Origin of the sequence: Campylobacter vulpis (assembly GCF_014217995.1) — a bacterium.
Classification (GTDB): Bacteria; Campylobacterota; Campylobacteria; order Campylobacterales; family Campylobacteraceae; genus Campylobacter_D; species Campylobacter_D vulpis.
In genome coordinates this window covers 1,025,973-1,038,173 of the sequence record NZ_CP041617.1, presented here as the reverse complement: position 1 = coordinate 1,038,173, position 12,201 = coordinate 1,025,973, and the positions used below count along the sequence as shown (strand labels likewise).

General features: G+C 35.2%; 12 protein-coding genes. 7 read left to right on the top strand and 5 right to left on the bottom strand.

Features of this window, described 5'->3' with window-relative positions; genetic code table 11:
- Position 1: 1 nt before the first annotated feature.
- The gene (mnmA, locus tag CVULP_RS05380) at positions 2 to 1,018 is read right to left on the bottom strand and encodes a tRNA 2-thiouridine(34) synthase MnmA (protein WP_099461324.1); all 1,017 of its coding nucleotides are present in this window, start codon (positions 1,016 to 1,018) and stop codon (positions 2 to 4) included.
- Entirely contained in the window at positions 984 to 1,616 is a 633-nt protein-coding gene (locus CVULP_RS05375) for an LOG family protein (RefSeq protein WP_099507498.1), read from the bottom strand. Before CVULP_RS05375 ends, mnmA begins: the two co-directional genes overlap by 35 nt.
- A 193-nt stretch (positions 1,617 to 1,809) precedes the next feature.
- On the opposite strand from CVULP_RS05375, the gene CVULP_RS05370 reads away from it, so the two are divergent.
- The 7 genes from CVULP_RS05370 (at position 1,810) to CVULP_RS05340 (ending at position 8,905) form a co-directional block, all read left to right on the top strand.
- Positions 1,810 to 3,447 (top strand): lactate permease LctP family transporter, encoded by a 1,638-nt coding sequence (locus tag CVULP_RS05370; RefSeq protein WP_099507499.1) that lies wholly within the window; start codon positions 1,810 to 1,812, stop codon positions 3,445 to 3,447.
- Between the two features lie 6 nt (positions 3,448 to 3,453).
- Positions 3,454 to 4,194 carry a (Fe-S)-binding protein gene (locus tag CVULP_RS05365; RefSeq protein ID WP_099461321.1) on the top strand — a complete coding sequence of 247 codons (741 nt, stop codon included), beginning with the start codon at positions 3,454 to 3,456 and terminating at the stop codon, positions 4,192 to 4,194.
- Complete coding sequence (locus CVULP_RS05360) at positions 4,191 to 5,612, top strand: LutB/LldF family L-lactate oxidation iron-sulfur protein (RefSeq protein ID WP_099507500.1); 1,422 nt, start codon at positions 4,191 to 4,193, stop codon at positions 5,610 to 5,612. The genes CVULP_RS05365 and CVULP_RS05360 overlap by 4 nt, the downstream gene beginning before the upstream one ends.
- On the top strand, positions 5,605 to 6,261 hold the full coding sequence (locus CVULP_RS05355) for a LutC/YkgG family protein (protein WP_099507501.1): 657 nt from the start codon (positions 5,605 to 5,607) through the stop codon (positions 6,259 to 6,261). Before CVULP_RS05360 ends, CVULP_RS05355 begins: the two co-directional genes overlap by 8 nt.
- 131 nt (positions 6,262 to 6,392) lie before the next feature.
- Complete coding sequence (locus tag CVULP_RS05350; RefSeq protein ID WP_099507502.1) at positions 6,393 to 7,046, top strand: hemerythrin family protein; 654 nt, start codon at positions 6,393 to 6,395, stop codon at positions 7,044 to 7,046.
- Entirely contained in the window at positions 7,027 to 7,635 is a 609-nt protein-coding gene (locus tag CVULP_RS05345; protein ID WP_099461317.1) for a bacteriohemerythrin, read from the top strand. Before CVULP_RS05350 ends, CVULP_RS05345 begins: the two co-directional genes overlap by 20 nt.
- A 43-nt stretch (positions 7,636 to 7,678) precedes the next feature.
- Complete coding sequence (locus tag CVULP_RS05340) at positions 7,679 to 8,905, top strand: DUF2972 domain-containing protein (protein WP_265415651.1); 1,227 nt, start codon at positions 7,679 to 7,681, stop codon at positions 8,903 to 8,905.
- A gap of 23 nt (positions 8,906 to 8,928) precedes the next feature.
- Here the strand turns inward: CVULP_RS05340 and CVULP_RS05335 are convergent, their stop codons facing one another.
- From CVULP_RS05335 to mqnF, 3 genes are all read right to left on the bottom strand, one after another.
- A complete protein-coding gene (locus CVULP_RS05335; RefSeq protein ID WP_099461884.1) occupies positions 8,929 to 9,999 on the bottom strand; it encodes a Cj0069 family protein in 1,071 nt (356 codons plus the stop codon).
- Between the two features lie 62 nt (positions 10,000 to 10,061).
- Positions 10,062 to 10,943, bottom strand: a complete 882-nt coding sequence (sppA, locus tag CVULP_RS05330; protein WP_099507505.1) for a signal peptide peptidase SppA — start codon at positions 10,941 to 10,943, stop codon at positions 10,062 to 10,064.
- Entirely contained in the window at positions 10,931 to 12,151 is a 1,221-nt protein-coding gene (gene mqnF, locus CVULP_RS05325; RefSeq protein WP_099461888.1) for an aminofutalosine deaminase family hydrolase, read from the bottom strand. The genes sppA and mqnF overlap by 13 nt, the downstream gene beginning before the upstream one ends.
- Positions 12,152 to 12,201 lie beyond the last annotated feature (50 nt).

The window sequence follows — 12,201 nt, the reverse complement described above, 5'->3', positions numbered from 1 at the left end:
TTTAACTTATAAAGCCACTTGCTATCACTCTATCTTCTTCATAAAAAACAGCCATTTGACCGCTTGCTAGTCCATAAACAGGCTCTTTAAGGGTAATTTGGGCATTTAAATTTTCATCAACTAAAACTTCGCAAGGCACACTTTTTGAACGGTAACGAATTTTTACTTCGCAATCAAATATCTTTTTATTAATGAAAAGATTGATATTTTCAAGCTTAAATTTCTTAGTTTTTAATTCTTCCTTTGTGCCAACTACAATTTGATTTTCTTTAGGATTGATTTTTAAAACAAAATGCGGTTCGTGTGCGCCCCTTACCTCAAAACCTCTTCTTTTGCCTATGGTATAGTGCATATAACCATTATGCTCTCCTACGACCTTACCACTACTATCTAGCACATCTCCTTTAATTTTCGTATCCATAAATTGCTCTAAAACATCAACATAAGTATTTTCAACAAAACAAATTTCACTACTTTCTTTTTGCGTGGCGAAGGATTTTAAAACCTCTATGGTGGAAGCGAATTTTTTAACATCTTCTTTTTTCATCTCTCCTAGTGGAAAGATGAGGTATTGTAAGGCTTCTTTATCAGCATTTGCTAAAAAATAGCTCTGGTCCTTACTCTCATCAACAGCGACTCTTATACAGCCATTTTCAAGCCTAGCATAATGTCCTGTGGCGAGCTTTTCACAGCCTAAACTTTTGGCAAATTCTAAAAGTTTGCCAAGCTTAATGAAACGATTACATAGGGCGCAAGGATTTGGTGTTTTGCCCTCTTTGTAAGTGTTGATAAAAGGCATATATACCTTAGCTTTAAAATCCTCTTGCAAGTCTAAAATGTGATAGGGAATCTGCAGAAATTTAGCAACTTTTTCAACCTTAGCTATATTTTCTTCGTGGTATCCGGGCTTGCCGTGAAGTTTCATATAGCAACCTATAACCTCGTGTCCTGCCTGCTTAAGCTTGTATGCTGTAACCGTGCTATCAACCCCTCCGCTCATTGCGACTAAAATTTTCATTGTTTTCCTTTAAAATTTGAATTATTTCTTCGATTTCGTCGCTAATTATATACTTGTTTAAATCATTTTTATCAATGACTTTAAGTCTAAGTAGAGAATTTTTGACAAAATCATCTAAGCTTTGCCAAAAATCTTTTCCGTAGAGTATGATGGGTATATGCTTTTTAAAGTTAAGTTGCTTAAGTGTTAAAACATCTAGCAACTCATCTAAAGTCCCAAAGCCGCCCGGAAAAATCACAAAAGCAAAACTCTTTTCAATAAGAGCCATTTTGCGAATGGCTAAGCTCTCAAAAGTGATGCTATATTCTACAAAGTCGTTTAGTTTTTGCTCATGCGGTAACAAGATATTAAAACCAACAGAACTTATAAAATTTGCATCTTGTTCGAAAGCGCCCTCATTAGCCGCTTTCATAATGCCACCACCCCCACCGCTGATGACACAAAAACCCTCTTCAACACATCTTTTGGCTAAAGCTTTTGCTTTTATACAATAAGGATTATGATCCTTTAAGCGTGCTGAGCCAAAAAAAGTTACAGGGTTTTTGAAATTTGGTATAGTAGCAAATTTTTCTAAATCTTTTCTTATCTCTATACTCATTTTGTGCCTTTAAGGAGAAATTTAAATGTTAATTCTAGCAAAAAAGTGTGAAATTTTTTAAGAGTTTGAGGAAATTTTGTGTTACAAAATTACACAAAAATCATTGTAATACTTTTTGCAAAAAAAGAAAATATTGTTTTTTTGCGTATAAATTCTATACAATTTTTACTAAAACTACATATAAGGAGCTTTGATGTATCAACAATTAATTGACCCGTTGGGAAGTATTTGGCTTAGTGCCTTGTTGGCATTTTTGCCTATTTTATGTTTTTTGCTTTGTTTGCTTGTTTTTAAGCTTAAGGGCTATCAGGCAGGTTTTATTACTGTGATTGTAGCGAGTGTAGTGGCGTTTTATGCTTATGGTATGCCTTTTTCTCTTATAGGGGCTTCTTTTGTGCAAGGTTTTGCACAGGGAATGTGGCCTATCGCTTGGATTATTATAGCGGCGATTTTCCTTTATAAGCTTTCTGTGAAATCAGGCTCGTTTGAGGTGATTAAAGAAAGCGTGATGAGTATTACGCCCGATCATAGAATTCAAGTGATTTTAATCGGCTTTTGTTTCGGTTCATTTTTGGAGGGTGCGATAGGTTTTGGAGGACCTGTGGCGATTACGGCGGCTCTTTTGGTAGGATTAGGACTTAAGCCCTTGCATGCTGCTGGACTTTGTTTGATAGCAAATACCGCTCCTGTTGCTTTTGGTGCGGTGGGAATTCCTATTATCGCTATGGCGAATTTGGTTGGTGTTGAGCAGTATGAAATTTCTGCTATGGTGGGGCGTATGCTTGTGCCTTTAAGTCTTAGTGTGCCTTTTTTCATCGTGTTTTTAATGGACGGCGTTAAGGGTGCGAAAGAGACTTTTCCAGCGGTTTTGGTGGCGGCTGTAAGCTTTACTATTACGCAATTTATTAGCTCAAATTATTTGGGTGCGGAGCTTCCGGACATTGTTTCCGCTGTGGTTTCTTTGGCTTGCACTACCGTATTTTTGAAATTTTGGTCTCCTAAAAATATCTTTAGACTTGATGATTTGAAAGATTTTTCTCATCATACTCAACTTGAATTTGGTAAGGTTTTTAAGGCTTGGTTGCCTTTTATTTTACTCATTATTTGTATTATTATTTGGACTCAGCCTTGGTTTAAGGCGTTTTTTGATAAGGGTGCGATGTTTGATTATACTAAGGTTGCCTTGTCTTTTAACAATATCGAAGGCTCCATCGTAGATAGTGCAGGCAAGGCTTTAAGCTTAAATATGGACATTAACCTAATCGCCCTTCAGGCTGGAACGGCTATCTTAGTTGCGGCACTTTTGACAATACTTTTCTTACGTATTAAGTCAAATGTCGTTGAAGAAGCATTGGGTGATACTTTAAAAGAAATGGCTATGCCGTGCATTACCATAGGTTTGGTTGTAGCTTTTGCCTTTATAGCTAAAAATTCAGGTATGAGCACGACTTTAGGAACGGCTTTTGCGACCACAGGCGATGCCTTTTCGTTTTTTAGCCCTGTCATAGGCTGGATAGGGGTTTTCCTCACAGGTTCTGATACGAGTGCAAATTTACTTTTTGGACCACTTCAACAAGCCGCTGCTACAAGTTTGGCTGTGCCTGAAGCTCTATTCTTAGCGGCAAATTCTGTTGGTGGCGTGGTTGGTAAGATGATAAGCCCACAAAGTATAGCCATAGCTTGTGCGGCTGTGGGACTTGTAGGTAAAGAGTCTGATTTATTTAAATTTACGCTTAAATATTCTGTCGGCTTTATTATTTTGATAGGAATTTGGACTTGCATTATTGCCTTTTTGATGCCGGGCATTATCCCTGAAGTTGTCGCTAAATAAGGCTTGATGATGAAAAAGGTATATTTTTATGCAACTTGTCTTGGCACTGCTGCTATGCAAGAGACGATTTTAAATGCTATAAAACTTCTACGCCGTGAGGGCGTGGAGGTGATTTTTAAAAAAAATCAAACCTGTTGTTCACAGCCAAGTTTTAATTCAGGCTATTTTAAGGAAAGCAAACGCGTAGCGCTTTATAATGTGGATTTGTTTGAAAAAGATTATCCCATTGTCGTGCCAAGTGGCTCTTGTGCGGGTATGATGAGCCACGATTATTTAGAGCTTTTTAAAGAAGATAGCGAATTTGAAAGGGTGAAGGAATTTTCATCAAGAGTAACCGAGCTTTCTCAATATTTAGATGAAGTTTTAAAGGTGGAGTATGAGGATAAGGGTGAACCACTTAAGGTAACTTGGCACTCAAACTGCCACGCTTTACGCATACAAAAAAGCATAGAAGCGAGTAAAAATCTCATCAAAAAGCTTAAAAATGTTGAGCTTGTGAATTTAGAGTATGAGGAGGAGTGTTGTGGCTTTGGCGGGACCTTTGCTGTGAAAGAGCCTGAAATTTCAAATGCTATGGCAAGAGCAAAAATACAAGATATTCAAAATACAGGTGTGAAATATCTTATAAGCGGTGATGGAGGTTGTCTTTTAAATATAGACGGCACTATGCGTAAAATGGGACTTGATGTAAGGGGACTTCATTTGTATGACTTTTTATTAAAAAGGCTTGAGGGGGTGAGATTATGAAAGCACACGAAGAGATAGTGAATATCAAGTTAAATGACACGCAAATGCGTGAAAATTTAAGCAATGCTATGCACACTTTGCAAAAAAATCGCTTTAAGGTGATTGAGGATAAATTTCAGGACTGGCAAGGCTTAAGAAATAAGGCTAAACAAGCGAAAAATAATGCTTTAATGAGCCTTGAAGAAAGGCTTGTGGAATTTGAAAAAAATGCCACGAAAAACGGCATTAAGGTGCATTGGGCAAGTAGTGATGAGGATGCTTGTGAGCTTATTTATGAAATTATGAAAGAAAATAATATTAGTAAAATCTTAAAGGGTAAATCAATGGCTAGTGAGGAGATAGGGCTTAATCACTATCTAGAAAAAAAAGGCTTAAAGGCTATTGAGACGGATTTAGGTGAAGTGATTATACAGCTTGATGGCGAAGTGCCTGTGCATATAGTCGTGCCAGCAATTCATAAAAATCGTTACGAGATAGGAAAAACCTTTCAAGAAAAGCTAGGCGCAGAGCTTGAAAGTGAGCCTGAAAAGTTAAATGCCATTGCTAGGAAATATCTAAGAGATGAATTTGAGGGCTTAAAATTAGGACTTAGTGGGGTCAATTTTGCTATGTCTAGGGAGGGGGCATTTTGGCTGATAGAAAATGAGGGTAATGGTAGAATGTGCACCACAGCCCCTGATATTCACATTGCACTTTGTGGGATAGAAAAGGTAATGGAAAGTTTTGAAGATGCGGCGACTATGGTGCATTTACTAACCCCTTCAGCCACGGGGCAGTTTATCCCAACTTATAATAATATCATCACAGGACCTCGTAAAAATGGAGATTTGGACGGACCTAAGGAGGTGCATATCGTGCTATTTGACCATCATAGGAGCGATATGTTAGCACATAAGGATTATTATGAGGCTTTGCGTTGCATTAGGTGTGGTGCTTGTATGAATTTTTGCCCCGTGTATGATAAGATAGGAGGACATAGCTATCAAACCATTTATCCAGGACCAATAGGAGAGGTGATTAGTCCAAATTTATTTGGTATGGATAAAACGGGCGATATTCTTAATTTTTGCTCTCTTTGTGGGCGTTGCTCTGAAGTGTGTCCTGTGAAAATTCCCCTAGCGGATTTGATAAGAAAATTGCGTTGTGATAAGGTAGGGCAGGGAGAAAACCCTCCATTTGGGGCAAACGAGCATAATAAAATGGAGGCTTTTGCTTTTTCTAGCTTTGCAAATTTAGCGACAAATGGTAACAAATGGCGTTTTTCTTTATCTAAGGGGCATTATTTTAATTGGTTTGTGCAAAATTTTAAAGGTTCTTTGCCTGTGATTAAAAAATGGAGTGCTTTTAAGGAATTACCACAAATTAAGAAAGATTTGTATAAAGAAGTGCAAAATATCGAGGGGGTAATTTATGAGTAGGATAGAAGAAATTTCTACAAGAAGTAAAGAGGCTATTTTATCAAAACTTCAAAAAGCCTATATTGATAAGGAATTTACGAGAAGTCCTAGCCTAGATCCTGTGGAGCATATCGTAACAAGTGGGCAAATGCTTGAAGAGATGAGGCAAAAAATGAGTGATAATAAATACATAGTCGAGGAAAGCACTAAGGATAAACTCGAAGATAAAATCAATGAAATCACTCAAAATTATGGCTATGAAAGTTTGCTTTATGGGGAGAGTTTGGGGCTTGATTTGGATAAAATTAAAGCAAGTAAGAAAATTTGTTTTGACAAGGAGATAGAAAAATTACGCAGTGAGGTTTTTCATAGTGATTTTTCTATTATACACGCACATTGCGGAGTGAGCTCTCACGGCGTAGCTTTAGTGCTTTCAAGTAAAACGCAACCTAGAATGCTTTCTTTAGCACCTAAGCTTTGCATAGTTTTATTACAAAAAGAAAAAATTGTCCCTAGCCTTAGTGAAGCTTTAAACCTTGTAAAACAAGAAAATGCAATCTTACCTAGCAATATTTTATTTATAGCAGGACCTTCACGCACGGCGGATATTGAATTAATTACTGTTTTTGGAGTGCATGGACCGCAAAAAGCTCATATTATTTTATACTGATTAGAATTTGGCAGAAATTGCCAAATTCTTTCGAAGCGTTTATTTTTTATTTATGTTTTTTATATTCTTTTTAATTTTAATAGGGTTATAATTTCTTTAGAAATTTTTAAATTATTATTTAGGAATTTAAGTTGGATAAGTTTATTCCCACTTGGGACGATAAATATAGTATTAATGATGAGAGAATAGATACGCAACATAAAAAGCTTTTTGAACTTGCTGCTAAAGTGGAGAGTGCGGTTTATGGTTTTGCAAAACGCGATGAGCTAAAAGAAATTTTAATGGAGCTTTTTAATTATATGAAAGAGCATTTTGCTAATGAAGAGACTTATATGTATGAAATTTCTTATCCTTATCTTAGCGACCATAAAATGATGCATAAGGTTATCATCGATGATATGTCCTATCTTATCCAACACATTAAAACAACAAATGATCTTAAGGAAAAGCTTTATACCATAATGTCTGATTGGCTTTTAACGCACATTTTGCGTTATGATATGATGATAGGGCATTGGCTTAATGAGCAAAAAAGTAATGAGCAAGAAGAATTTGAGCAAACAGAAGAAAATGGTGAAATAGTCGAAAAGCCTAAAGTGATAAAGGAAACAAGATTTATTTATTCTTGTCCTTGTCATTTAACTCATATTTTAAACTATCAAGATCATCTTAGAATTTCTATGCATAATAAAGTGTTAAAATGCAAAAATTGCAAAAAAGATTTAACTTATGTTACAACTGAAATCGTGGAAAAAAGGATAAATAATGTTTCCAAAATGGGATGATAGTTATAGCGTTCATAATGCAAAGATAGACGAGCAGCATAAAAAGCTTTTTGAGCTTGCAGCTAAGGTTGAATATATGTTTGATAAGCCTGTTTATAAAAACGATATTAAAAATCTACTTGCGGAATTTTTTAATTATATGAAGGATCATTTTCACGATGAAGAAAAATATATGGAGCTTATCGGCTATCCTGAGCTTGAGGCACACCGTAAAATTCACAAAGAAATTATACAAATGATGATAAATCTCATTCAAGGCATTAAAACAACAAATGATCTTAAGGAAAAGCTTTATATGGTCGCTAAAAAATGGCTTTTAGAGCATATTTTATATGAAGATATGAAGGTGGAGCATTTTAGGCGTTCTTCTTTGAGTCATGATGATGGTGGCGATGTAAGTTTTGAGGAGGATAAGGACGAGAAAGATGACGAGGGGGCAATTTATCTTTATGTGTGTGATTGTGTAGGACAAATCCACGATGTGCCTTTTGGAATTCATCAAAAGATGCAATTAAAAGGTACAAAATTTAGATGTAAAAAGTGTCAAAAACCGATACAATTTCACAAAAAACACTCTGCTGGTTTTTGATTTATTAAAGGTGTGCTAAAATTACAGATTTGAGGAGGCAAATTTGAGAAGACTTTTTAATCAATTAAAAACATTTGGCTTCAAAGAGTTTTATAGGCGAAGAAAAAAGAGAATAACAAATTCTATAACTAAGCGTTTTGGGGATTATTTACTCAAATTCTACCCCAAACTTCCGCAAAATTATGAATTTGTGCTTTTAAATTATTCTGTAAGTGGGCATTTTGCTTTTTCAAGTTTTTTAGAATTATGCGGTTTAAAACATATTAATTTATCGCAAGATAATTATATGTATTATGGCGAAGCAAGAAAAATGCTTAAAAATTCAAAGAGGCAAAATTTTCTTAGCATAAGCTTATATCGTAATCTTAAAAAAAGACTTAAATTTACAAAAATTTTATCTTGTAATTTTCCTCTTGTAATCTTACTTCGCGACCCCATTTCAAGGCTTAAAACAAGTATTAATCACGGCTACCCTAAAGCTAAGGTTAGCAAGTTTGAATTTAGCCTTAAAGATGATATTGATAAATCCTTACCTGAGATTGTATATAGCGGTGCTTTAACACCTCAAATCACAGATTTAGAAAAGATTTTTGATAAAAAATTTATAGACTTTAAATATCAAAGTAATCTTACTCCCTTTTTAACAAGGGGGGGGGGGGTAACCCGACAAATCATCTACATCGATACGCAGGATTTACAAGCAGATAAAGCCTTTGATACAATGAAAAGGCTTTCTAAAATTCTTCACTTCAACCCACCCAAAGAAGAAGATAGGGCTAAATTTGAACGCAAAGCTTGGAACAATTACACCTCGTTTTTACCTTTCACTTTATTTATAAACCATAAAGACTTTTCTTATCTTAAAAATAAAATTAAATTTATCATCACAGAGGAGCCTCTAAGCAATCTAAAAGACACCAAAAATCTTTTCTTAGACAAAAACGACCCTTGCTATGAAAATCTTAGCATTAATGTAGAACAAGAGCATTATGAGCTTATCAAAGAAGATAAAGAAATAAAAGAAAGATTAAAAAGCTATTTTAAAGAATTTGTGAAAATCTTAGAAGAAAAAGTTAAATTTAGAGCAAATAATGCCTTAAGCGAACAAGATATTTTAAATTATTTCAAAGCAAATTCTAGCCTAGCTTTAAAATTTAAAACTCTTTTAGATAAAGAACTTACTCACATTAAACAAACACGCCCTGACATCATCGCTTCGTGGAAATATTATGCAGAGTTTGAGGAAATTTGTGAGGGGTTAAAAAATTAAGGAGGCTTCACACCTCCTTTTAATTAAGCTTTTTTCTCACTAACGATATCGACAATGTTATCGCCGACCATTAGAGCGATTTTCTCCATAAATTCAGCAGGGCTTGTAAAGCCAACGCAAGAGCAGTTAATCTCACCTAAAATATAGCGATCCGCACCTTTTTCATCTGTATCGAGGATAAAATCCGCTGTCCAAATGAGAGGCAGGTCGTAATTGCCAAGCTTATTTTTAATGGACGGAAGTTGCCCTAAAAACCAATCGATTAAATTTTTCCAGTCTTTTGGCTCATCGTAGCGATATTTTGCCCCGCTAAAAAGTGTCGCAGAAAAGGCATCTCCACCCTCAGCTGGCTTTTTATGCACGACATAAACAGGAGTTTTGTAAAGCATTAAAATTCTTATCTCGCCCTCTTTAATGCGTGGCAAGAAAGTCATATCCACAAGCATACCATTATCGCCTATGATATACTGCTCACAAAAGTCCATAAATTCACCAAGTTTGCGTGTTTCGCTGTGGTTATCTTTTGCTTCTGTACAAATGATAGTTGTATCAAGCGGTAAAGAATCACAAGCATTGTAAGCCACGCCGTCTTCAAGTCTCACACGCCAAATTCCCTCGCCTGTCGAGCCACGATTTTGTTTTAGCACTCTTTCGCCTTTAGCCAAACTTTTTGGGAAGGTTTCTTTAAAGGTCTTAATATCATAATAAGCGTAAGTATCATCAGGAACTAAAGGTGTATCTGCTAGTTTAGTTAGCGCATCTTTAGCTCCATAGCCTATCATAGCATCAGGGTGAGGCATACCTACAAGTCCGTCCGCACAAAGCTTACGAAGCACTTCAAAATAAAGTTTTTCCTCTTTCAAATTCCCCGGATTTACACGAGAGACATAGCCATCTGCTGTGTTTTTGACCTGTTCATAAATTTTATTACGCTCATTTTCATCGCGTAAAATATCATCTGTAAAAAAGATAACTTCAGCATTCCAGCCTTTAGCTTTTAGGGCATTTACCATAGGCATAGTGTCTTTTCTATATCCATCTGGTCCCTTGTCGCTTCCGCCCTTAGCTTCGAAAAAAACGATATTTTTTTTCATTTTCTCTCCTTTAAAAAATATTTACCATTATGGCATAAAAAATTTGCTTAATATTAAATCCCTTAAAAAATTTGCATTTTACTATTTTGTAAAAGATTTTTAGAAAGAGTGCTGAAAAATTGCACACTTTGTTGATTAAATCTTTCTAAAAATTGATCGATTTTGTCCGTTTCTTTCCACACGGGATTTGTAACCTTACTTAAAATTTCAAGTTCTTTTTTAGCCTGTTCGTAATGGCTAAGAGAGTCGATCAAACCTAAATTTTTGGCTTCATTTGCTAAAAACACCCTAGCATCTGCCCATTTTTCTTTTTCATCGACTTTCAGTCCTCTTTCTTTTGCTACAAATTTTACAAAAAGCATATAACTTTCATCAATAAGTTTTTGAAGATATATTCTCTCTTCTTCGCTCCATTCCCTTGTAAAAGTCCCAGCCTCTTTGAAAGCCCCTGCTTTTATAGTTTGTTCTTTAATGCCTATTTTTTGAGCTAATTCACTTATATTCATACCTTGTGCGATGACACCTATGGAGCCTATAAAGGCGGCAGGGTTTGCATAAATTTTATCCGCTCCCACTCCAGCTAAATAACTCCCACTTGCCATAGTTCCAGCCGCATAAGAGATGACAGGTTTTTGAGCCTTTAAGTCCTTAATGGCAAGTGCTAGTTCCATACTTGGAGCAAAAGCCCCGCCGGGACTATCGATGAAAAAAAGCACACCTTTGATATTGGGGTCATTTTTAGCGTTAATAATTTTTTCTAAAACTGCTCCCGTGTCTAAAATTTCGCCCTTTAAATCAATGCGTTCTAAATTTGCCACAGAAACGCTAGAACCTGGACTCAAAAGCCAAATGATCAAAAGCAAAAACAAAAAAGTTTTAAAATAGGTATTGATGTAAGAAATAATCTTGCCTATGCCACGAAAAAATAATGTTAAAATTTGCATTGTTGTCCTTTGATAAATAATTTTTGCACCTCTTTAGCATTGAGAATAAATTGCAAGGGGAGCTGAGAATTATCACATTTTTCGATTTCAAAGACGCTAAAATCGGCTATTTTCCCTACGCTTAAAGTGCCTAGATTAAGATTTAAAGCTTTAGCGGGGTAAAGTGTCGCCATAAGCAGGAGTTTTTTAGAAAGAACATTGAGGTCAAAATCCTTATGTATAAGTAAATTTGCACGCATTTCATCAAGCATAGAAAGGCTAATATTTGAACTCAAGCCGTCCGTGCCTAAATGGACATTTAAGCCACTTTTAAAGACCTTTTCAAGCCTTAAGCTTTTTTGACTTAAAAGGCGATTTGAAAAAGCACAATGCGTGATGGAGTGTAAATTTGGATTTAAAAGCTCAAATTCTTTTAAATAAACACAATGTGTAAAAAGCGTTCTTAAATCCTTAAAAAGAGTGATAAATTCATCGATTGTATAAAGTGGTTTGGGATTTGGTGTGAAATTTCCTAGCCATTGTTTAAATTCTCCAGAAGTTTTTCTAAGCCATAAATTTTCAGCCTTGCTTTCTAAAAAATGGGTGCTTAAAAGCATATTGTGTTTTTTAGCTAAAGAAATTCCAAACTCTGCAAGTTCTAAATTGGTAGAATAGGGTGAATGGATAGAAACAGCTGGGATAAAACGCTCATTTTTAAATTCTAAAGATTTTTCAAAACGCTTTAAAAATTCCTGTTTTTTTTCTGCATTTTGCAACGCATTTGCACCTAAAATTTCATTGAAAAAAATCACACGCATAGAGTGCTTAACGCAAGGTTTTAAATCGCTCCCAAAGCTTGAAATTTCACCTATGGTTGCTGTGCCTGTTTTTTGCATTTGAGTTAAAGTTTTATCAATAAGCTCTTCCTTTGCTTCTTTACTTAAACTTTGTCTTGACTGAATTACGCTTTTAAGCCAAGTGAAAAAGTCTCCAAAGTGTAGAGTGTAGGCATTTGCACTAAATTCTAAATGCGTGTGCGGATTGATAAAAGCGGGGAGTATGAGGGAATTTGGTTTGGTTTCAATCAATTTGGCGTTGGGATATTTTTGTTTCAAAATTTCTATTTTGTTAATTTCTAAAATTACTTCATCAAAAGCAAAAGCAAAATTTTCTAAAATAGTGAAATTTTCATCACATAAAAAAAGTTTTGAAGCTGAAATAATATGCACTTTTTTCCTTTCAAAAGACACATTGTAGCAAAAATTTATTTTAAAATGTT

Bases quoted from the DNA above. Each gene is read 5' to 3' on its own strand.
- mnmA (WP_099461324.1), bottom strand. From the start codon at position 1,018: ATGAAAATTTTAGTCGCAATGAGCGGAGGGGTTGATAGCACGGTTACA.
- CVULP_RS05375 (WP_099507498.1), bottom strand. From the start codon at position 1,616: ATGAGTATAGAGATAAGAAAAGATTTAGAAAAATTTGCTACTATACCA.
- CVULP_RS05370 (WP_099507499.1), top strand. From the start codon at position 1,810: ATGTATCAACAATTAATTGACCCGTTGGGAAGTATTTGGCTTAGTGCC.
- CVULP_RS05365 (WP_099461321.1), top strand. From the start codon at position 3,454: ATGATGAAAAAGGTATATTTTTATGCAACTTGTCTTGGCACTGCTGCT.
- CVULP_RS05360 (WP_099507500.1), top strand. From the start codon at position 4,191: ATGAAAGCACACGAAGAGATAGTGAATATCAAGTTAAATGACACGCAA.
- CVULP_RS05355 (WP_099507501.1), top strand. From the start codon at position 5,605: ATGAGTAGGATAGAAGAAATTTCTACAAGAAGTAAAGAGGCTATTTTA.
- CVULP_RS05345 (WP_099461317.1), top strand. From the start codon at position 7,027: ATGTTTCCAAAATGGGATGATAGTTATAGCGTTCATAATGCAAAGATA.
- CVULP_RS05335 (WP_099461884.1), bottom strand. From the start codon at position 9,999: ATGAAAAAAAATATCGTTTTTTTCGAAGCTAAGGGCGGAAGCGACAAG.
- sppA (WP_099507505.1), bottom strand. From the start codon at position 10,943: ATGCAAATTTTAACATTATTTTTTCGTGGCATAGGCAAGATTATTTCT.